The sequence below is a fragment of the Microbacterium sp. ZXX196 genome (genome assembly GCF_009709595.1).
In the GTDB taxonomy this organism is placed as follows: Bacteria; Actinomycetota; Actinomycetes; order Actinomycetales; family Microbacteriaceae; genus Microbacterium; species Microbacterium excoecariae.
Map to the genome: position 1 here is coordinate 218,390 of NZ_WMEE01000004.1, position 19,882 is coordinate 238,271.

Annotated in this window: 17 protein-coding genes; 12 read left to right on the forward strand and 5 right to left on the reverse strand. The window is 70.3% G+C overall.

The genetic code is table 11. The features are described from left to right. Positions 1 to 28 precede the first annotated feature (28 nt). From GJQ66_RS06180 to GJQ66_RS06195, 4 genes are read right to left on the reverse strand one after another with little or no spacing between them, the layout of a single operon-like run. Entirely contained in the window at positions 29 to 1,735 is a 1,707-nt protein-coding gene (locus tag GJQ66_RS06180) for an ABC transporter family substrate-binding protein (protein ID WP_155048462.1), read from the reverse strand. Between the two features lie 50 nt (positions 1,736 to 1,785). Beyond that, positions 1,786 to 3,837 (reverse strand): ABC transporter ATP-binding protein, encoded by a 2,052-nt coding sequence (locus tag GJQ66_RS06185; RefSeq protein ID WP_155048463.1) that lies wholly within the window; start codon positions 3,835 to 3,837, stop codon positions 1,786 to 1,788. Beyond that, entirely contained in the window at positions 3,834 to 4,772 is a 939-nt protein-coding gene (locus tag GJQ66_RS06190; protein ID WP_230379328.1) for an ABC transporter permease, read from the reverse strand. The genes GJQ66_RS06185 and GJQ66_RS06190 overlap by 4 nt, the downstream gene beginning before the upstream one ends. Before the next feature lies 1 nt (position 4,773). Then, positions 4,774 to 5,745 (reverse strand): ABC transporter permease, encoded by a 972-nt coding sequence (locus tag GJQ66_RS06195; protein WP_230379332.1) that lies wholly within the window; start codon positions 5,743 to 5,745, stop codon positions 4,774 to 4,776. A 411-nt stretch (positions 5,746 to 6,156) separates the two neighbouring features. Here GJQ66_RS06195 and lepA point away from each other — a divergent pair, with 411 nt between their 5' ends. The 12 genes from lepA to leuA all read left to right on the forward strand — a co-directional run bounded on the left by lepA (position 6,157) and on the right by leuA (position 19,060). Then, positions 6,157 to 8,007 (forward strand): translation elongation factor 4, encoded by a 1,851-nt coding sequence (lepA, locus tag GJQ66_RS06200; protein ID WP_155048465.1) that lies wholly within the window; start codon positions 6,157 to 6,159, stop codon positions 8,005 to 8,007. A 38-nt stretch (positions 8,008 to 8,045) separates the two neighbouring features. After that, positions 8,046 to 8,687 carry a DUF1990 family protein gene (locus tag GJQ66_RS06205; RefSeq protein ID WP_155048466.1) on the forward strand — a complete coding sequence of 214 codons (642 nt, stop codon included), beginning with the start codon at positions 8,046 to 8,048 and terminating at the stop codon, positions 8,685 to 8,687. Beyond that, positions 8,687 to 9,910, forward strand: a complete 1,224-nt coding sequence (gene hemW, locus GJQ66_RS06210) for a radical SAM family heme chaperone HemW (RefSeq protein ID WP_155048467.1) — start codon at positions 8,687 to 8,689, stop codon at positions 9,908 to 9,910. The genes GJQ66_RS06205 and hemW overlap by 1 nt, the downstream gene beginning before the upstream one ends. Before the next feature lie 46 nt (positions 9,911 to 9,956). Beyond that, the gene (gene hrcA / locus GJQ66_RS06215; RefSeq protein ID WP_155048468.1) at positions 9,957 to 10,988 is read left to right on the forward strand and encodes a heat-inducible transcriptional repressor HrcA; all 1,032 of its coding nucleotides are present in this window, start codon (positions 9,957 to 9,959) and stop codon (positions 10,986 to 10,988) included. Between the two features lie 76 nt (positions 10,989 to 11,064). Next, positions 11,065 to 12,177 carry a molecular chaperone DnaJ gene (gene dnaJ / locus GJQ66_RS06220; RefSeq protein ID WP_368732731.1) on the forward strand — a complete coding sequence of 371 codons (1,113 nt, stop codon included), beginning with the start codon at positions 11,065 to 11,067 and terminating at the stop codon, positions 12,175 to 12,177. A 5-nt stretch (positions 12,178 to 12,182) separates the two neighbouring features. Beyond that, the gene (locus GJQ66_RS06225; protein ID WP_368732732.1) at positions 12,183 to 12,914 is read left to right on the forward strand and encodes a 16S rRNA (uracil(1498)-N(3))-methyltransferase; all 732 of its coding nucleotides are present in this window, start codon (positions 12,183 to 12,185) and stop codon (positions 12,912 to 12,914) included. Between the two features lie 28 nt (positions 12,915 to 12,942). Continuing rightward, positions 12,943 to 13,290, forward strand: coding sequence for an HIT domain-containing protein (locus GJQ66_RS06230; protein WP_155048470.1), 348 nt, complete (start codon positions 12,943 to 12,945; stop codon positions 13,288 to 13,290). 46 nt (positions 13,291 to 13,336) lie between these two features. Further along, positions 13,337 to 14,353 (forward strand): PhoH family protein, encoded by a 1,017-nt coding sequence (locus GJQ66_RS14635; protein ID WP_155048535.1) that lies wholly within the window; start codon positions 13,337 to 13,339, stop codon positions 14,351 to 14,353. After that, positions 14,350 to 14,817, forward strand: coding sequence for an rRNA maturation RNase YbeY (ybeY, locus tag GJQ66_RS14640; protein WP_368732733.1), 468 nt, complete (start codon positions 14,350 to 14,352; stop codon positions 14,815 to 14,817). Before GJQ66_RS14635 ends, ybeY begins: the two co-directional genes overlap by 4 nt. Continuing rightward, positions 14,814 to 16,229 carry a hemolysin family protein gene (locus GJQ66_RS06245; RefSeq protein ID WP_155048471.1) on the forward strand — a complete coding sequence of 472 codons (1,416 nt, stop codon included), beginning with the start codon at positions 14,814 to 14,816 and terminating at the stop codon, positions 16,227 to 16,229. The genes ybeY and GJQ66_RS06245 overlap by 4 nt, the downstream gene beginning before the upstream one ends. Then, positions 16,226 to 17,125: a GTPase Era gene (gene era / locus GJQ66_RS06250; RefSeq protein WP_155048472.1), complete on the forward strand. Its 900-nt coding sequence runs from the start codon at positions 16,226 to 16,228 to the stop codon at positions 17,123 to 17,125. The genes GJQ66_RS06245 and era overlap by 4 nt, the downstream gene beginning before the upstream one ends. A 180-nt stretch (positions 17,126 to 17,305) precedes the next feature. Further along, positions 17,306 to 19,060 (forward strand): 2-isopropylmalate synthase, encoded by a 1,755-nt coding sequence (leuA, locus tag GJQ66_RS06255; protein WP_155048473.1) that lies wholly within the window; start codon positions 17,306 to 17,308, stop codon positions 19,058 to 19,060. A gap of 30 nt (positions 19,061 to 19,090) precedes the next feature. On the opposite strand, the gene GJQ66_RS06260 is transcribed toward leuA, so the two are convergent. After that, positions 19,091 to 19,861: a trimeric intracellular cation channel family protein gene (locus GJQ66_RS06260; RefSeq protein ID WP_155048474.1), complete on the reverse strand. Its 771-nt coding sequence runs from the start codon at positions 19,859 to 19,861 to the stop codon at positions 19,091 to 19,093. Positions 19,862 to 19,882 lie beyond the last annotated feature (21 nt).

Genomic DNA, 19,882 nt, shown 5'->3' on the forward strand with positions numbered 1-19,882 from the left:
CCGCCGTGCGTCTCGAGACGCGCGAGAGTTACTCGGCCATCCAGCCGACGTTCTCGACCGGGGTGAGACCGAAGAGGTCGAGACCCGTGTAGGTCTCGGGCGTGAGGTTCGCCAGGCCCTCGGTCACGGTCCAGATCTCGGGGCCCGAGTACAGGGGCAGGATGCCCCACGTCTCGGCCATGATCTCGGCCTCGAGCGCCATGCCCGCCTCGGTCTGCTCCTCCTGCGTGGGCAGCGACTGCACCTCGTTCTCGATGCGCTCATCGATCTCGGCCGTGCCCGTCGACGACAGGTTCAGGCCCGAGTCCGAGCAGTACAGCTGGCACATGTAGGCCACGCCGTACGGGTCGCTCGACGAGAAGCCGAGCATGACGAGGTCCCAGTCCTTTTCGGTGAGTACCGTCGAGAAGTCCGACGCGGGGCGGGCGTCGATCTCCATGTTGAAGCCGATCGCGGCGAGCTGCTGCTGCACGACGCGCGCGCGGGCCTCGGTGATCGGGTCGTCGCCGAACGTTGGCAGGCGACCGCCGAGCTCAACGCCGTCCTTCGAGCGGAAGCCGTCCTCGCCCATCTCCCAGCCGGCCTCGTCGAGGATCGCGTTGGCCTCCTCGACGTTGAACTCCCAGCCCGCGTTCGACAGCGCGTCCTCGTAGCCCTCCTGGAAGGTGTAGAGGTTCAGCGAGCCGACGGGCTCCTCCGTGTACCCGAGGCCGTCCCACATGACCTCGGTGATCTGCTCGCGGTCGATCGCCATGAAGATCGCCTGGCGGACCTCGAGGTCCGACAGCTCCTCGCGCTCCGAGTTGAGCTCGAGGAGGTTCGTGGCGGCGCGGCCGGCACGGTAGGTGACGACGCCGTCCATGTCGGCGACCTGCTCGAGGCGGTCGGCCGTCGAGGTGCGCGCGGCGTCGATCTCGCCGTTGCGGAAGGCGTTGATCTCGGCCGTGTCGTCGAGCTGACGGAAGGTGAACTCGTCGAGCATCGGCTCGTCGCCCCACCAGTTGTCGTTCGGGACGAACGTGACCGTGCCGCCGTTGAGGTCGAAGTCGCCGATCATGTAGGGGCCCGCGCCCCAGTCCGCGTTCGGCTCCTCGAGGTAGCCCTCGTTGAACTCCTCGGCCGTGTCGACGTCAGGGTGCATGATCTGCCAGAAGAGGCCGTCGACCCAGGGGTACTCGTCCTCGAAGGTGACGATCGCGGTCTTCTCCGTGTCGCCCATCTCGACGGACTCGATCTTCGAGTAGCCGTCGGTCGAGTTCGGCTGGTAGGCCTCGTCCTCACCCGAGGAGGCCATCCACAGGTTGCGGATCGACTCCCAGCCCATGGGCGTACCGTCGTTCCACACGGCGTCGTCCGTGAACGTGAAGGTCAAGACGCGCTTGCCGTCGACCACCTCGTTCTCCCACACGTCGAGGTAGGCGTCGTTCTTGTACGCCTCGCCCTCGGGCGTCATGAGGATGATCTGCGGGTTGTACCAGGCCCAGAGCGTCGCCGTGTCGACGGATCCGTCGGACTGGTTCGGGTTCATCTGCGGCGTGATCTCGGTGATCGGCCACACAACGGAACCGCCCTGCTGCAAGGCGTCGCGATCCTGCGGGTTGTAGTCCGCGCCCGAGATGTTCTCCGCGGGAGTGTCCGACGTGTCGTCCGACGCGTCGCCCGCGCAGCTGGTGAGGACGAGCGAGAAGCCGGCCGCGATCGCGGCGACCCCCAGCCACTTCTTCGTGTTCTTCATGGTGCTCCTTTCGCGCATGACGCGCTATGGATAGGGATGGTGAGGACGAGTTACCGGAAGTGGCACGCGTTGGTGTGCAGACCCTCGCGCCCCGTGAGCTGTGGGATCTCGCCCTCGCAGCGAGCCTTGTCCTCGGCACCCAGGGTCGGGTACAGGGGGCAGCGGCTCACGAATGAACAGCCCGTGATGCGATCGGTCGGGCTGGGCAGATCCCCCGTGAGAACGATGCGCTCGCGCGTCCGCTCCACCTGGGGATCCGGGATCGGGATGGCCGACAGCAGCGCCTGCGTGTACGGGTGCTGCGGGTCGTCGAACACCGCGTCGACGTCACCGAGCTCGACGAACGAGCCCAGGTACATCACCGCGACGCGGTCGGCCAGGTGACGCACGACCGACAGGTCGTGCGCGACGAAGAGGTAGGACAGACCGAGGCGCGCCTTGAGGTCGTCCAACAGGTTGATGACGCCCGCCTGGATGGAGACGTCGAGCGCCGAGACGGGTTCGTCCAGGACGAGCAGCTTCGGCTCGGTCGCGAGCGCGCGGGCGATGCCGATGCGCTGGCGCTGCCCGCCCGAGAACGCCTGCGGGAACCGGTCGCTGTGCGCCGGGTTGAGCCCCACGAGCCCCATGAGCTCGTCGACGCGGGCGTGGGTCGTCTCGCGATCCGCGCCGATCGTCTGCAGCGGCTCCGCGATGATGTCGAAGACCGTCATGCGCGGATCGAGCGCGCCCATCGGATCCTGGAACACGATCTGGATGTCGCGCCGCATCTCGCGCTCCTGGCGCGCCGACCGGATGTCCGCCACGCTCGTGCCGTTGATGACGATGTCGCCGTGCTCCTGGCGGGCGAACTCCATGATCTCGAGCAGGGTGGTGGTCTTGCCAGACCCCGACTCGCCGACGATGGCGAGCGTCTCGCCCTGGCGGATGTCGAAGGAGACGTCCGTCACGGCGTGCACGTCGCCCACGCGCCGCTTGACGAGCGCGCCCTTCATGAGGGGAAACGTCTTGGCCAGGTGCGTGACCTCGAGCGTCGTCGGGCGCTCCTCGCGGGGGATCGCGGCGATCGCCGACTCGCGCGGGGCGGGGGCGGGGAACACGGGCGCGCCGTCCAGCGTGCCGTTCGCGATCTCGTCGGCCCGGATGCAGGCCGCGCGGTGGGAGGTCGTCCCGGCGACGACCGCGAGCTCGGGCTCGCCGTCGCGGCAGGCCGCGGTCGCGATGGGGCAGCGGTCGGCGAACGGGCACGCGTCCGGCAGGTCGATCAGCATCGGCGGGTTCCCCGTGATGGGAACCAGCGGCTGCTTCTCCTTCTTGTCCACGCGCGGGATCGCGCCGAGCAGGCCGATCGAGTAGGGCATGCGCGTGTCGGCGAATAGGTCGTCGACGGGCGCGTGCTCGACGGGGCGGCCCGCGTACATCACGAGCACGTCGTCCGCGACGCTTGCGACGACGCCCATGTCGTGGGTGATCATGATCACGGCGGCGCCGGTCTCGCGCTGCCCCTTCTTGATCACCTCGAGGATCTGCGCCTGGATCGTGACGTCGAGCGCCGTCGTCGGCTCGTCCGCGATGATGAGCTTCGGGCGGTTCGCGATCGCGATCGCGATCACGACGCGCTGGCGCATGCCGCCCGAGAACTCGTGGGGGAACGCCTTCATTCGCGCCTCGGGGTTCGGGATCCCGACGGTGCGCAGCAGCTCGATCCCGCGCGCCCAGGCCTCCGACTTCGCGACGCGCTCGTGGGCCTGGATCGCCTCGACGAGCTGGTCGCCGACCGTGAACACCGGCGTGAGCGAGGTGAGCGGATCCTGGAAGATCATGGACAGGCCGTTGCCGCGGATCCGCGACATCTGCTTGTCCGTCTTGCCGAGCAGCTCCTCGCCGTCGAAGACGATGGATCCGGAGACCTTCGCGTTGTCGTCGAGCAGCCCCATGATCGCGAGCGACGTGACGGACTTGCCCGACCCGGACTCGCCCACGATGCCGATGGTCTCGCCGGGGGAAAGGTCGAAGCTGACGCCGCGAACGGCGTCGACGCGGCCGGCCTCGCTCGCGAATCGGACGGTGAGATCTCGGACGGAGAGGATGGGGTCGGTCATGCGCGGCCTCCTGCCGCCGAGGTCGGGTCGAGGGCGTCGCGCAGGCCGTCGGCGATGAATGCCATGGAGACGGTGAGCAGCGTGAGGGCCGCGGCGGGGAAGTAGAACATCCAGGGGCTCGAGGTGATCACGGCGGATCCGATCCCGATGAGGGATCCGAGCGAGACGTCCGGCGTCTTCACGCCGAATCCGAGGAAGGACAGGCTCGTCTCCGACTGCACGGCGCTGACGACGCCGAGCGTGAAGTTGATGATGAGCAGCGAGCCGATGTTCGGCAGCATGTGCCGCAGCACGATGCGGTGCCCGGGAACGCCCATGTACCTCGCGGCCTGGATGAACTCGCGCTCGCGGATGGAGAGCGAGAGGGTCCACACGGTGCGGGCCAGGAGCATCCAGCCGACGAGCACGAGCATCGCCGAGAGGATGACCCAGTTGCCGCCCTGGTCGTTCGAGATCATCGCGACGATGAGGAACGCCGGGATCGCGAGCATGAAGTGGATGACGGTGAGCACAACGCGCTCCCACGCGCCGCCGAAGTACGCGGCGGACGCGCCGAGGACCGCCGAGATGACGGTGGTTCCGGTCGCGACGCTGAGGGCGATGAGGAGCGAGCGGCGCAGGCCCTCGACCGTCATGGCGTAGAGGTCGTTGCCCGACTGGCTCGTGCCGAACCAGTGCTCGGCGCTCGGCGGGTCGCCGAGGGAAAGGAAGTCCAGCTCGACGTGGTCCCACTGCTGGAAGAGCGGGCCGACGATCGCGAAGAGCACGAGGAGCGCGAAGATCGCGAGCCCGGCGACTGCGGGGGCGTTGCGGAAGTACCGCCGCGAGTAGAGGCGCCACTTCGACATGGGGCGCGAGCGCACGGCCTCCTTCTCGTCCACGGCGGCCTCGCCGTGCTCGAGCGGGTCCCGCAGGTCGTTCTCAAGAGAGGTCATGTCAGCTCACCCGCACTCGGGGGTCGAGGGCCACGACGGCGATATCCGCGAGGATCGCGCCGACGGCGGTCAGGAAGGCTCCGAACGCGGCGATCGCGACCGTGCCATGGATGTCGTTGCGCGCCAGCGTCTCGGAGAAGTATTGCCCGAGCCCGTTCCAGTCGAAGATCGACTCCGACAGGATCGCGCCGAGGAAGACGTTCGGGATCGTGAAGGCGATCTGGGTCGCGACGGGGATCAGGGAGGTGCGCAGCGCGTGGCGTCGCACGGCCGTCTGCTTCGTCAGGCCCTTGGCGCGCGCCGTGCGCACGTAGTCCGCCTTGATGTTGTCGAGCAGGAGCGCGCGCTGCAGGAAGTGCGTCGTGGCGTATCCGACGAGCGCCATCGCCACGGTGGGCAGGATCAGGCGATGGAGCGTGTCGAGCGTCGCCTCCCACCAGGTGTCGATGCCCACCCCCGTGGGCCCCGTCACGTAGAGGACCGTCGTGCCGAAGAGGTCGTTGAGGGCCACGGCGATGATCACGAAGGCGAGCGCCGCGACGATCGGGGGGATGTTCATCGTCACGATGGAGGTGAACTGGCCGATCCGGTCGGCGGTCTGGTACTGCCGGTTGGCGGTGTACACGCCCAGCGCGATGCCGGCCACGGTCGAGATCACCGTCGCGCCGATGACGAACTCCGCCGAGATCCACATGCGGTAGGCCATCTGGGCGTTCACGTCCTGGCCGACGGGGCTGACGCCCCAGTCCCAGTGCAGGACGATGTTCGTGAGCCAGCCCCACCACCGCTCGATCAGCGGGACGGTCTCGCTGAGCCCGCGCGGCTCGAGCAGAGCCGTCGCTTCGTCGTACGTGACAGGGGGGCGGCGACCGACGTAGTTGCTGCGGGGATCCAGGAATCCCCACGACAGGAAGTAGATGAGGTTGGTCGCCACGACGATGATGAGCAACCACGAGACGAAGCGGCGCGTCAAATATCGGAACAAGATCTCGGTGGCTTTCTCGGAGGAGCACGGGTTGAGAGGTGACTCTAACCCGGGACGCGCCCGACACGACAGCGGGCGCCGTGTCGTCGGAAAGCGTTATCGATCTGTGTCTGGGCGAGAGTTTCGCTCGCGGTAAGACGTGCATCCTGTGCAAAGTGCATCGGAGCGCCCTTGCCGCCGACCGCCATCATGCAGGGGAATCCTGGGCGTTCCGTGCAAGTGGTGAGCAGATTGTGAACGGTCCGCCCGCCCTCGTGCGTGTGCTCGCGCCCGCGCGGGCGCGCAGAACAGCGGATTCGCGCGATGTTTCGATCGTGTGAAATCTTCGCCGGGCCGCGCATGAGGTATGCGCCGGCGCGCGTCGTGTCGGCGGCGTGCGCCACGTAGACTGTGCGGGATATGTCGCCCCGTGCCTCCTCGCCGCTCGAGCCCGCAGCCACGCCGCCCGAGCGCCTCCGCAACTTCTGCATCATTGCCCACATCGACCACGGCAAGTCCACCCTGGCCGATCGCATGCTGCAGCTCACCGGCGTGGTTTCCGACCGCGACATGCGCGCGCAGTACCTCGACCGCATGGACATCGAGCGCGAGCGCGGCATCACGGTCAAGAGCCAGGCCGTGCGCATCCCGTGGCAGGTGGGCGGCGAGACGTACGCGCTGAACATGATCGACACCCCCGGGCACGTGGACTTCTCGTACGAGGTCTCGCGATCGCTCGCGGCGTGCGAGGGCGCGATCCTCCTCGTTGACGCGGCGCAGGGCATCGAGGCGCAGACCCTTGCGAACCTCTACCTCGCGCTCGAGAACGACCTCACGGTCATCCCCGTGCTCAACAAGATCGACCTCCCGGCGGCCGACCCCGAGCGCTTCGCGAAGGAGCTCGCGGACCTCATCGGCGGCTCGCCCGACGACGTGCTGCGCGTTTCGGGTAAGACGGGGCAGGGCGTGGATGAGCTGCTCGACCGCCTCGTCGGCGAGATCCCCGCACCCGTGGGGGATCCGGACGCCGCCGCGCGGGCCATGATCTTCGACTCCGTGTACGACGCCTACCGCGGCGTCGTCACCTACGTCCGCATGATGGACGGCTCGCTCGCGCCGCGCCAGCGGATCCAGATGATGTCGACGGGCGCGCACCACGAGCTTCTCGAGATCGGGGTGTCGAGCCCCGAGCCGACGCCGTCGAAGGGTCTCGGCGTCGGCGAGGTCGGCTACCTCATCACGGGCGTGAAGGACGTGCGTCAGTCGAAGGTCGGCGACACCGTGACCGACTCGCGCAAGCCGGCGAGCGAGGCGCTGCCCGGCTACGTCGACCCGAAGCCGATGGTGTACTCGGGCCTGTACCCGCTCGACGCGAGCGACTACCCGGACCTCCGCGAGGCGCTGGACAAGCTGAAGCTCTCGGACGCGGCGCTCGCGTACGAGCCGGAGACCTCGGTCGCCCTCGGGTTCGGGTTCCGCTGCGGGTTCCTCGGCCTCCTCCACCTCGAGATCATCACGGAGCGGCTGAGCCGCGAGTTCGGCCTCGACCTCATCACGACCGCGCCCAGCGTGATCTACGAGGTGCAGGCCGAGACCGGCGAGACGATCACCGTGACGAACCCGAGCGAGTACCCCGACGGCAAGATCGCCGCCGTCACCGAGCCGATCGTGACGGCGTCGGTGCTCACCCCGAAGGACTACGTCGGCACGGTGATGGACCTGTGCCAGAGCCGGCGCGGGTCCCTGCAGGGAATGGACTACCTCTCCGAGGAGCGCGTCGAGCTGAAGTACGTTATGCCGCTCGGCGAGATCGTGTTCGACTTCTTCGATCAGCTGAAGAGCCGTACGCAGGGGTACGCGAGCTTCGACTACGAGCCGGCCGGGTCGCAGGAGGCCGACCTCGTGAAGGTCGACATCCTCCTCCAGGGGGACCGCGTCGACGCCTTCAGCGCGATCGTGCACCGGGACGCCGCGTACTCCTACGGCACGACGATGACCGAGCGCCTGCGCAAGCTCATTCCGCGGCAGCAGTTCGAGGTGCCGATCCAGGCGGCCATCGGCGCGCGCGTGATCGCCCGCGAGAACATCCGCGCGATCCGCAAGGACGTGCTCGCCAAGTGCTACGGCGGCGACATCAGCCGCAAGCGCAAGCTCCTCGAGAAACAGAAAGAGGGCAAGAAGCGCATGAAGATGGTCGGGCGCGTCGAGGTCCCCCAGAACGCGTTCATCGCGGCGCTGTCGGGCGACGTGGAATCCAAGGGCAAGAGCTAACGGCGCTCGCGGGCGACGCGAGCAGTGAGGTGAACAGCATGCGCAGGGCGACCTTCCGTGATCAGACGGTCGACTACGCGGCGGTCGGCGCCTCCCAGGCGGCCGACCTGCTGCAGTATCCGCCGGAGAACAGCATCCCCGCCGTGCAGCGTTGGCGGATCGGCAGCGGCGAGGAGCGGTTCCGCTCCGCGTCCGACACGCTGCTGAGCTGGACCGTGCTCACGGGCGCGGGCCTCGAGGTGACGGATGTGCGCCCGTCCGCCGGGCCGAGCTACACGGGCGTGAGCTTCGACGGCGAGGGGCACCCCGTGGCGCCGGCGCGCCACGACGAGGACCAGCGCTTCACGCCCGACGGCATCGCGTACGTCAGCGCGGGGGCGACGGCGCACGTGCACGGTCGCGCGCGGGGAAAAAAGGCCAACGGGGACTACCGCGTCATCTTCGTCGCGGAGGAGCCGCGCCGCACGGCGTACGCCCTCGGCACGGTCGACGCGACGATCGTCAGCGGCGAGGTGCTCTTCTCCGTCGACTGGCGCGACGACGACGAGGTGTGGTTTGAGGTGCGGGCCTTCGACATCCCCGTGGCCTGGTCCTATCGCGCGTGGCGCGGCCGCGTGCGGCGCCGGCGGCGCCTGCTGAACACGGCCTATCTCCGCGCGATCTCGCCGCTGTTCGCCTGATGGGGGCTGCGCTTCCCCTGGGGGATCCGGCGCCCGCGGACGGGCGGATCCCCGACGCGCACCGCCCGGATCCGGAGACGGATTTTGGCGTCTATCTGCACGTGCCGTTCTGCCGCGTGCGCTGCGGGTACTGCGACTTCAACACCTACACGGCGCCGGAGCTGCGTGGCGCGCGCCAGGACGAGTACGCGGACACGCTGCTGCGCGAGGTCGCGCTCGCCCGCGAGGTCCTCGCCGAGGCCGGGCCGCTCCGGCCCGCCCGCACGGTCTTCTTCGGGGGCGGAACCCCGACGCTCCTGCCCGCCGGAGATCTCGCACGGATGCTCGACGGCGTGCGCGACGCGTTCGGGGTCGCGGACGACGCCGAGGTCACGGTCGAGGCCAACCCCGACACGGTGACGGACGCCGTCGCGGCGGAGCTCGCCCGGGCGGGGGTCACGCGGATGTCGATCGGCATGCAGTCCTCCGAGCCGCACGTCCTCGCGGCGCTCGACCGGACGCACGACCGCGAGAACGTCGGCGTGGCGGTGCGGGCGGCGCGCGAGGCGGGCCTCGACGTGAGCCTCGACCTCATCTACGGGGCGCCGGGGGAGAGCCTCGCCGACTGGCGTGCGTCGCTCGAGACGGCGATCTCGCACGCGCCGGATCACATCTCCGCGTACGCCCTCATCCTCGAGGAGGGCACGAAGCTCGCCCGCCAGATCGCCCGGGGCGAGGTGCCCGCGCCCGACGACGACCTCCAGGCCGACATGTACGAGCTCGCGGACGAGCTGCTCCAGGGCGCGGGGTACGGGTGGTACGAGGTATCCAACTGGGCGACGGGCGCGGCGCATCGCTCGCGCCACAACCTCTCCTACTGGCGCGGCGCCGACTGGTGGGGCTTCGGCCCGGGGGCACACAGCCACGTCTCCGGCCTGCGGTGGTGGAACGTCAAGCATCCCGCCGCGTACGCGCAGCGGCTGGCGGGCGGATCGTCGCCGGCCGCGGGCCGCGAGACCCCCGACGCCGACCAGCGCGCGCTGGAGCGCGTGCTCCTCGAGACGCGGATCCGCGAGGGCATGCCGGTCGCCGCCCTCGCACCGGGCCCGCGGCGGCGGGTCGCGTCGCTCGTCGCGGATGGGCTGGTGGACGGCGTCGCCGCGATCGGCGGGCGCGTCGTGCTCACGCGGCGCGGTCGGCTCCTCGCCGACGCCGTCGTGCGCGCACTCACCGACGACGACTAGAATTGGCACTCGACGCGAACGAGTGCCAGTGGGAGGAGGACGCGCCATGGTCACGGACAGGGGCTTGCAGGTGCTTCGGGCGATCGTCCAGGACTTCGTGGACACCCGCGAGCCGGTCGGCAGCCGCTCGATCGTCGAGCGCCACGCGTTCGGCGTGTCCGCCGCGACGATCCGCAACGACATGGCCCTCCTCGAGGAGGAGGAGCTGATCGCCCAGCCCCACACCTCCTCGGGGCGCGTCCCGACCGACAAGGGATACCGCGCGTTCGTCGACCACCTGTCGGACGTGCGCCCGCTGTCGCCGGCGCAGCGCACGGCGATCTCCACCTTCCTGGCGGACCCGCACGACCTCGACGACCTCCTCGCGCGGACGGTTCGGCTGCTGACCCAGCTCACGGGCCAGGTCGCGCTCGTGCAGTACCCGTCCTTCGCGCGCGCGACCGTCACACACGTCCAGCTCGTCCTCCTCGACGCGCGCCGCGTGCTCGTCATCATGGTGACCGACACGGGCCGCGTCTCGCAGCGCATCGCGATCCTGCCTGCCCCGGCCGACGAGGCGGCGCTCGAGGCCGTGTCCGCGCGGCTGAAGCCTCTCCTGATCGGCCTGCCCGTCGGGGACGCGGCCGACCGCATCCGCGCGGCGCGCGCCGCGGCGCCCGCCGGCCCGGCGGATCGGACCCTCGCGGCGATCGGCGCCGCCGTGGAGGACGAGCTCGACGAGTTCCGGCAGAACCGGCTCGTCATGGCCGGCAGCGCCACGCTCGCGCGGCGCGAGGACGACTTTCGCGGTAGCATCCACCCGCTCCTGGAGGCGATCGAGGAGCAGGTGACGCTCCTGCGCCTCATGAGCGAGATGGCGGCCGACGACAACGGGCTCGCCACGAGTATCGGGCGCGAGAACGCCGCGTTCGGGCTGGGCGAGGCGTCCATCGTCGCGAGCGAGTACGAGGCGGCGGTCGGATCCGCCCGCATCGGGCTCATGGGTCCGACGCGAATGGACTACTCGCGCAACCTCTCGGCCGCGCGCGCCGTGGCGCGCTACCTCACCCGCATGTTGGAAGAAGACGACCGCCGCTGACGACGGCGGGTTCACCCGTCCGGCCCCGGGCCGGAGAATCACGATAGGCACGCGGGCATCCCGCGGAAAGGCGACTGTGGCAGACCACTACGACGTGCTGGGCGTCTCGCGCGAGGCGAGCAGCGACGAGATCAAGAAGGCGTACCGCAAGCTGGCGCGCCAGTTGCACCCCGACGTAAACCCCAGCCCCGAGGCGGCCGAACAGTTCAAGAGCGTGACGCACGCCTACGAGGTCCTGAGCGACCCCGAGCAGCGCCGGCGCTACGACTCCGGCGGCGACGAGGCGGGATTCGGCGGTGCCGGCTTCGGCGGCTTCGGCGACGTCTTCGAGGCGTTCTTCGGCGGCGGCGCGTCCGGCGGGCGCTCCGGGCGCCCCCGCTCACGGCGCGAGCGCGGCCAGGACGCGCTCGTACGGGTGGACCTGGAGCTCGGCGACGTTGTCTTCGGCACCCACCGTGACGTCGAGATCGACACGGCCGTCGTCTGCGAGACGTGCCAGGGATCCTGCTGCCAGCCGGGCACCCAGCCGGAGCGCTGCGACGTGTGCGGCGGATCCGGGCACGTCCAGCGCCAGGTGCGGAGCCTGCTCGGCAACGTCGTCACGCAGCAGCCGTGCGGCGCGTGCCAGGGGTACGGCACGACGATCCCGCACCCGTGCCCCGCCTGCCAGGGGCAGGGGCGCGTCCGCTCCCGTCGCACCGTGGCGCTCGACATCCCGGCTGGCGTCGAGACGGGCCTGCGCCTGCAGCTGCCCGGATCGGGCGAGGTCGGCCCCGCCGGCGGCCCGAACGGCGACCTCTACGTCGAGGTACACGTCGAACCGCACGTCGTCTATAGCCGCGAGGGCGACGACCTGCTCGCGACGCTCGAGGTGTCCATGACGGACGCCATCCTCGGCACGACGACCGCGATCGACGGGCTCGACGGGGCCGTCGACCTCGAGATCCGGGCGGGCGTGCAGTCGGGCGATGTCCTCCGCATTGACGGACGCGGCGTGACCGGGCTGCGCACGAAGAAGCGCGGCGACCTGCGCGTCGCGGTGCAGGTCGTCACGCCCACGCGCGTCGACGGCAAGACCCGCCAGCTGGTCGAGGAGCTCGCGAAGCGTACGAAGGCGCCGGATCCGCGCCTCGCCGAGCACCAGCAGGGCCTGTTCTCGAAGCTGCGCGACAAGTTCCGCGGGGCCTGATCGCCGTGGCGCTGCACTTCGTGGTTCCCGGCGCCGCGGGCGCGGCACAGGGCGGAACGCTCGCCCTCGAGGGCGCGGAGGCGCACCACGCGGCGTCCGTCCGCCGCGTGCGGCCGGGGGAGCGGGTCACGGCCACCGACGGACGCGGCGCCTGGGTCGAGGCCGAGGTGCGCACGGCCGCGCGCGAGCGCGTGGAGCTGAACGTCCTCTCGCGGACGGACGTCGCGCGCGATTCGCCCCGTATCGCGCTGGCGCAGGCCCTCGCGAAGGGCGACCGCGACGAGCTTGCCGTGCAGGCCGCGACCGAGCTCGGCGTCGACGAGATCGTGCCCTGGCAGGCCGCCCGGTCCGTCTCGCGCTGGCAGGGCCCGAAGGCCGAGAAGGGGCGCGCGCGCTGGGAGACGATCGTGCGCGAGGCCGCGAAGCAGGCGCACCGCGCGTGGATCCCCGAGGTCGCGCCCGTGGCGACCACGGCAGCCCTCGCTGCCCGGGCGGCATCCGCGCGGATCCTCGTCCTGGATCCGTGGGCGGACGATCGGCTCGCGGAGGCGGATCTCGACGCCGCCCGGGACCTCCTCCTCGTCGTCGGCCCCGAGGGGGGCATCGCGCCCGAGGAACTCGAGGCGCTGGGCGCGGCCGGGGCGGAGCGCGTGCGTCTCGGGACGGGCGTGCTGCGGACGTCGACGGCAGGACCCGCGGCGATCGCGGTGCTCTCCGTGCGCGGCGGCCGGTGGTGACGGGCGCCGGGAAACGTAGACTGGGCCCATGAGCGAGCCGAGCGTCTTCACGCGCATCCTGACCGGCGAGATCCCCGGCGACATCGTCGCCGAGACCGACCGCGTCTTCGCCCTGACGGACATTCACCCGCAGGCGCCGCTGCACGTCCTCGTGATCCCCAAGACCGAGGAATTCCGCGACGTCACGGAGCTGGCTGCGGGGGATCCGACGCTCCTCGCGGAGATGGTCGGCCTCGCGCGCGAGGTCGCCACGCGCCACGCCGACGGCGAGTTCCGCCTGCTGTTCAACACGGGGCCCGGCGCGGGGCAGACCGTGTTCCACGTTCACGCACACGTCCTCGCGGGCGATCTGGGAGAGAAGAGCCTCGTTGGCTGACGATTCCGACCACACGACCTGGACCATCCACGCCGACGGCGTCGCCATGGTGCGACTGCTCGGCCCGCAGGATCGCCTCCTGCGGATGGTCGAGCGCCAGCACCCGGACGTCGACGTCCTCGTGCGCGGCAACGAGATCACGCTGACGGGGCCGGAGGACCGCGTGAGCGCGGCGCGCGGCCTCGTCGAGGAGCTCCTGGAGATGACGCGGAACGGGCACGACCTCGCCCCCGACGACGTCGCGACGTCGTCGCGCGCCCTCGCCGCGGGCGGGGAGAAGCCGAGCGACATCTTCGGCGAGCCGATCGTCGCGTCCCGCGGAAAGGTGATCCGCCCGAAGACCGTGGGCCAGCGCGACTACGTCGACGCGATCGACCTCAACACGATCGTGTTCGGGATCGGGCCCGCCGGAACGGGAAAGACCTACCTCGCGATGGCGAAGGCCGTCCAGGCGCTCCAGCGGCGCGAGGTGAGCCGCATCATCCTCACGCGCCCCGCGGTCGAGGCGGGGGAGCGGCTCGGATTCCTCCCCGGATCGCTGACCGACAAGATCGACCCGTACCTGCGGCCGCTGTACGACGCGCTCAACGAGATGATGGATCCCGAGCTCGTTCCGAAGCTGATGGCTGCCGGCACGATCGAGGTCGCGCCGCTCGCGTACATGCGCGGCCGCACGCTCAACGACTCCTTTGTCGTGCTCGACGAGGCGCAGAACACCACCCCCGAGCAGATGAAGATGTTCCTCACGCGCCTCGGGTTCGGCACGAAGATGGTCGTCACGGGCGACGCGACGCAGGTCGACCTGCCCGTCGGGACGAGCGGCCTGCGGGTGGTGCGACGGATCCTCGGCGAGGTCGAGGACATCCACTTCGCCGAGCTCACGAGCAGCGACGTCGTGCGCCACGCGCTCGTCGGGCGGATCGTGGATGCCTACGGCGCGTACGACGAGCGGCGACAGGCCCGCCGCGCCGAGCTGGACGAGGCGCGGGAGTTTGCGAACCGCGCCGACAAGAGGCGCGGCATGCCGCCGCGCGATCGTCTCCCGAAGCGAGGACGCGCGTGATCGACATCAACAACGAGTCCGGCGTCGAGCTCGACGAGCAGGTGGTGCTGCGCCTCGTGCAGCACAACCTCGCCGCGCTCCACGTCAGCCCCGACGCCGAGCTCGCGATCGTCTTCGTCGACGAGCCCGCGATGGAGCAGCTGCACGTGCAGTGGATGGACCTTCCCGGCCCGACCGACGTCATGAGCTTCCCGATGGACGAGCTGCGGCCCGGATCCGCGGACCTCCCGACCCCGCCGGGCCTCCTGGGCGACATCGTCGTGTGCCCGCAGGTGGCGATCACGCAGGCCGAGACCGCGGGCCACGGCCTGATGGACGAGGTATGCCTGCTCACGACCCACGGCCTCCTCCACCTCCTGGGCTACGACCACGCGCTTCCCGAAGAGGAGCGGGCGATGTTCGGCCTGCAGCGGGAGCTGCTCGCGTCCTTCGCGACGGCCGAGCGCCGGCGACGACGCGCATGATCGAGATCCTTCTGCTCGTCGGGGCGCTCCTGCTCCTGGTTCTGGCCGGATTCATGGCGGCGCTCGACTCCGCGCTGTCCGTCACCTCGACGGCGGACCTCGTCGACCTCGCGTCCGAGGGGCGCAGCGCCCGGTCGCTGGCGCACCTCGCGCGCGATCGCGACCCGCACGACAACGCCGTCACCTTCGTGCGCGTGCTGAGCGAGGTCGGGGCGGTCGTCATGCTGGCCGCGTCGTTCTCCTTGATGTTCGAGAGCGCGCTGTGGGGGACGATCGTGACGGTCGTCGTCTCGGCCGCAATCATCTACCTCGTCGTCGCGTCCGCGCCGACGACGGTGGGCCGACGCTACGCCCGCCCTCTCCTCACGGCGGGGGCGCCGACGATCCACGCGGCGCGCGTCGTGCTGGGGCCGATCGCGCGCCCGCTCGCCGGCGTCAGCGCGCGCCTGATTCCGGGCGCCCGGCGTCGCGGATTCGAGTCCGAGGAGCAGTTCCTCTCGATCGTCGACGAGGCGGCGTCGAACGCGCTCATCGAGGACGACGATCGCGAGCTGATTCACTCCGTGTTTGACTTCACCGACCAGATCGTGCGCGCCCTCATGGTGCCCCGCACCGAGATGGTCACGGTCGAGGGAACCGCCTCGGCGTCCGAGGCCATCGACGCGTTCCTGTCGAGCGGGCTTTCGCGCCTGCCCGTCATCGACGGAGACGTCGACAACGTCGTCGGGGTGCTGTACCTCAAGGATCTCGTGCAGCACGCGTTCCGCGACACGCCGGGCTGGCGCCGCTCGGCCGTGCGCGCGTTCGCGCGCCCCGCGGCATTCGTCCCCGAGCAGATGCGCGCCGAGACGCTCCTCCAGCAGATGAAGGCCGACAAGGTGCACGTGTGCCTCGTCGTCGACGAGTACGGCGGGATCGCGGGGCTCGTGACGCTGGAGGACCTCCTCGAGGAGCTCGTCGGCGAGATCGCCGACGAGTATGACCCCCGCTCGAACGAGATCGTCGAGCTTGCCGACGGCAGCTACCGCGTGAGCGCGGGGCTCGGCCAGGGCGAGGTGGGCGACCTGTTCGGCGTCGAGATCGACGAGGAGGACGTCGACTCGATCGGCGGCCTGATGGCGAAGGCGCTCGGGCGCATGCCGCAGCCGGGCGAGCAGGTCGAGGTCGAGGGCCTCGTGCTCACGGGCGGGACGTCGCGCGGCCGCGGGCGCGGAATCGCGACGGTGTTCGTCGAGCGAAGCGCGGCGCTCCTCGCGGTCGACGAGGTCTTGGGGCGCACCCCGCGCACGGGCGAGGTGCCCGCGGTCGAGGGATCCGAGCGCGCGCCCCGAACCGGCAGCGTGCGCGTCTCCCCGCCCCGCCAGGCGAACGACGCCCCGGAGTCCCCGGGGAAGAAGGGCAGGAACCGATGACCGAGCCGAACCGGAGCGGATTCGTCACATTCGTCGGGCGCCCGAACGTGGGCAAATCGACGCTCATGAACGCGCTCGTGGGCGAGAAGGTCGCCATCACGAGCGACAAGCCGCAGACCACGCGGCGCGCGATCCGCGGGATCCTGAATAGGCCGGGCGGCCAGCTCATCGTCGTCGACACCCCCGGCGTGCACCGCCCGCGCACGCTCCTCGGCCAGCGGCTCAACGACCTCGTCGAGAGCGTGCTCGGCGACGTCGACGTCATCGCGTTCTGCGCGCCGGCGGACGAGAAGGTTGGGCCGGGCGACCGCCGCATCGCGGCGTCCCTCGACGGCTACTCCCGCGCGAAGAAGGTCGCCCTCGTGACGAAGACCGACAAGGCGTCCCGCGACGAGGTCATGGAGCGTCTCATGGAGGTCGACGCGCTGCGCGAGGACTGGGCGGCCGTGATCCCCCTCTCCAGCGTGACGGGCGACCAGCTCGACGTGCTGGCGGACGAGCTGTTGCCGCTCATGCCCGAGGGGCCCGCCCTCTACCCCGACGGCGTCGTGACCGACGAGGCGATCGAGGACCGCGTCGCCGAGGCGATCCGCGAGGCGGCGCTCGACGGCGTCCGCGACGAGCTGCCCCACTCGATCGCCGTCGTCGTGCAGGACATCGCCGTGCGCGAGGACAACCCCGAACTGACGGACGTGTGGGCCGACATCGTCGTGGAGCGCGACAGCCAGAAGGCGATCATCATCGGGCGCAAGGGCCAGCGGTTGCGCGACGTCGGCACGACGGCGCGCGCCGAGATCGAGCCGCTCGTCGGGACCCGCGTGTTCCTGTCGCTGCACGTGCGCGTCGCGAAGGAGTGGCAGCGCGATCCGAAGCACCTGGGGCGCCTCGGGTTCTGAGCACATCGCTCACCCGGGAGGGGAGCGCGGCCCGCGCGACGGCGCAGAGTGCGTGCTATCGTGACCGTGTGCGCCGATTCGGTCTCCTTCTCCTTATCTGCCGCGACGAGTCCTCGTAAGCCTGGGCCTTCTCGTCGCGGAGCCTCGCGTGGGCCCACCACGAACCGAAGGTACGAGAAGATGAAGAACAACCAGAAGCCCAGCGGCATGCCGACCCACAAGTACGTGCCGTTCCACGAGCAGATCGCCGTCGACCTACCGGACCGCACGTGGCCGACGAAGCGCATCGAGAAGGCGCCGCGTTGGTGCGCCGTCGACCTGCGCGACGGCAACCAGGCGCTCATCGATCCCATGACGCCCGAGCGCAAGCGGATCATGTTCGACCTCCTCGTGAAGATGGGGTACAAGGAGATCGAGGTCGGATTCCCCTCGGCGAGTCAGACCGATTTCGACTTCGTGCGCCACCTGATCGAGGACGACGCGATCCCCGAGGACGTCACGATCCAGGTGCTCACGCAGGCCCGCGAGCACCTCATCGAGCGCACGTACGAGTCGCTGCGCGGCGCCAAGCAGGCGATCGTGCACCTCTACAACTCGACGAGCGTGCTGCAGCGCGAGGTCGTGTTCCGCACCGACCGGCAGGGCATCATCGACATCGCGCTCGAGGGCGCGCGCCTGTGCAAGAAGTACGAGGCGACGATCCCCGAGACGACCGTCTACTACGAGTACTCGCCGGAGTCGTACACGGGCACCGAGCTCGAGTTCGCCGCGGACATTTGCAACCGGGTCATGGAGGTGCTCGTCCCGACCCCCGAGCGCAAGCTGATCCTGAACCTGCCGGCGACGGTGGAGATGGCGACGCCGAACGTCTACGCCGACTCGATCGAGTGGATGGGCCGTCACCTGAACAACCGCGAGAACGTCATCATCTCGCTGCATCCGCACAACGACCGCGGCACGGGCATCGCGGCCGCGGAGCTCGGCTACATGGCGGGCGCGGACCGCATCGAGGGCTGCCTGTTCGGCAACGGCGAGCGCACGGGCAACGTCGACCTCGTCGCGCTGGGCATCAACATGTTCACGCAGGGCATCGACCCCGAGATCGACTTCAGCGACATCGACCAGATCAAGCGCACGGCCGAGTACTGCAACCAGCTGCCCGTGCCCGAGCGCAGCCCGTGGGCGGGGGACCTCGTCTTCACGGCGTTCAGCGGATCGCACCAGGACGCGATCAAGAAGGGCTTCGAGGCCATGTCGCGCACGGCCGCTGAGCGCGGCGTCGACACCGACCAGCTGCCCTGGGCGGTGCCGTACCTGCCCATCGACCCGCAGGACCTCGGCCGCTCGTATGAGGCGGTCATCCGGGTGAACTCGCAGTCGGGCAAGGGCGGCGTGGCCTACCTCCTGAAGGCGGACCACAAGCTCGACCTGCCCCGCAAGCTGCAGATCGAGTTCTCGAACGTCGTCCAGGCGAAGACCGACAGCGAGGGCGGCGAGGTCACGAGCGACCAGATCTGGACGATCTTCCAGGACGAGTATCTGCCCTCGGGCGCGCGCGAGACGTCCTGGGGGCGCTACGAGCTCATCGGGACGAGCTCGCGCGGCTCGGCCGATGGCGAGCGCACGCTCGAGGTCACCATGCGCGATGGCGACGGCGAGTTCGGCGCCACGGCGTCGGCGAACGGTCCCGTCGCGGCCTTCCTCGAGATCCTGCGCGAGCAGGGGATCGACGTGACCCTGTACGACTACTCGGAGCACACGCTGAGCGCCTCCGGCGACGCCGAGGCCGCGGCCTACGTCGAGCTGCAGGTGGGCGACGTGCGCCTCTGGGGCGTCGGGATCGACGGCGACATCTCGACGGCCTCGCTCAAGGCGATCATCTCGGGCGTGAACCGGGCGATCCGGATCCGCGAGAGCGCGCTGGTCGGCGCGTGAGGCGTCCCTGAGGCGGTCCGCCCGCCCGCCTCAGGACGCCTTCGGGTCGTCGTCCGCGGGGGACGGCGGCTCGGGCAGGATGATCGCGCCGGTCTCGTCGAGGCCGCGGAGATCGTCGATCGTGCGGACGTCCTGCGCCTCGATGACCGGGATCGAGGCGGTCTCGAGCGCCACCCGGCGCCGCTGGATCGCGCGCTGCTCGGGCAGGCTGATGTCGAAGACGATCGCGAGGATCCGCCCCGCCGCCGTGAGCCCGATACCCAGCACGACGCACCAGACGATGTCGAGGCCGGCGAGGTGGGCGACGGTCAGGCCCGTGCAGCCGACGATCGCGGCGGTCGCGTAGAACGACCCCACGTGCATGATGGCGACGGGAAGCCCCAGCAGCACGTCGCGCGCGACGCCGCCGCCGACCGCCGCGCACACGCCGATGAACACCGCGGGCAGGGGCGGGACGCCGTATCCCAGCGCCTTCGCGGTGCCGAAGGCGCCGAACATGCCGATCACAAAGGCGTCGAGCACGACGATTATCGTCTCGATGCGCTGAAAGACGCCGGCGAGCCACATCCCTATGAGCGCGCCGCCTGTCGCCGTGACGAGGTGCCACGTCGTCTGCAGAGTGGCGGGCGCCACGCCCAGCAGGAGGTCGCGGATGAAGCCGCCACCGAGCCCGATCATGACGCCGATGATGGCGACGCCCAGCCAGTCCAGGCGCTTCTCGCCGCGGAAGGCGGCGGCGAACATGGCCCCCTGGATCCCGCCGAGACCCACGCCGACGAGGTCGGCCCACAGGGGGAGCATCCACAACGGTTCCTCGGTCAC

Bases quoted from the DNA above. Each gene is read 5' to 3' on its own strand.
- GJQ66_RS06180 (WP_155048462.1), bottom strand. From the start codon at position 1,735: ATGAAGAACACGAAGAAGTGGCTGGGGGTCGCCGCGATCGCGGCCGGC.
- GJQ66_RS06185 (WP_155048463.1), bottom strand. From the start codon at position 3,837: ATGACCGACCCCATCCTCTCCGTCCGAGATCTCACCGTCCGATTCGCG.
- GJQ66_RS06190 (WP_230379328.1), bottom strand. From the start codon at position 4,772: ATGACCTCTCTTGAGAACGACCTGCGGGACCCGCTCGAGCACGGCGAG.
- lepA (WP_155048465.1), top strand. From the start codon at position 6,157: ATGTCGCCCCGTGCCTCCTCGCCGCTCGAGCCCGCAGCCACGCCGCCC.
- GJQ66_RS06205 (WP_155048466.1), top strand. From the start codon at position 8,046: ATGCGCAGGGCGACCTTCCGTGATCAGACGGTCGACTACGCGGCGGTC.
- hemW (WP_155048467.1), top strand. From the start codon at position 8,687: ATGGGGGCTGCGCTTCCCCTGGGGGATCCGGCGCCCGCGGACGGGCGG.
- hrcA (WP_155048468.1), top strand. From the start codon at position 9,957: ATGGTCACGGACAGGGGCTTGCAGGTGCTTCGGGCGATCGTCCAGGAC.
- GJQ66_RS06230 (WP_155048470.1), top strand. From the start codon at position 12,943: ATGAGCGAGCCGAGCGTCTTCACGCGCATCCTGACCGGCGAGATCCCC.
- GJQ66_RS14635 (WP_155048535.1), top strand. From the start codon at position 13,337: ATGGTGCGACTGCTCGGCCCGCAGGATCGCCTCCTGCGGATGGTCGAG.
- GJQ66_RS06245 (WP_155048471.1), top strand. From the start codon at position 14,814: ATGATCGAGATCCTTCTGCTCGTCGGGGCGCTCCTGCTCCTGGTTCTG.
- era (WP_155048472.1), top strand. From the start codon at position 16,226: ATGACCGAGCCGAACCGGAGCGGATTCGTCACATTCGTCGGGCGCCCG.
- leuA (WP_155048473.1), top strand. From the start codon at position 17,306: ATGAAGAACAACCAGAAGCCCAGCGGCATGCCGACCCACAAGTACGTG.
- GJQ66_RS06260 (WP_155048474.1), bottom strand. From the start codon at position 19,861: ATGCTCCCCCTGTGGGCCGACCTCGTCGGCGTGGGTCTCGGCGGGATC.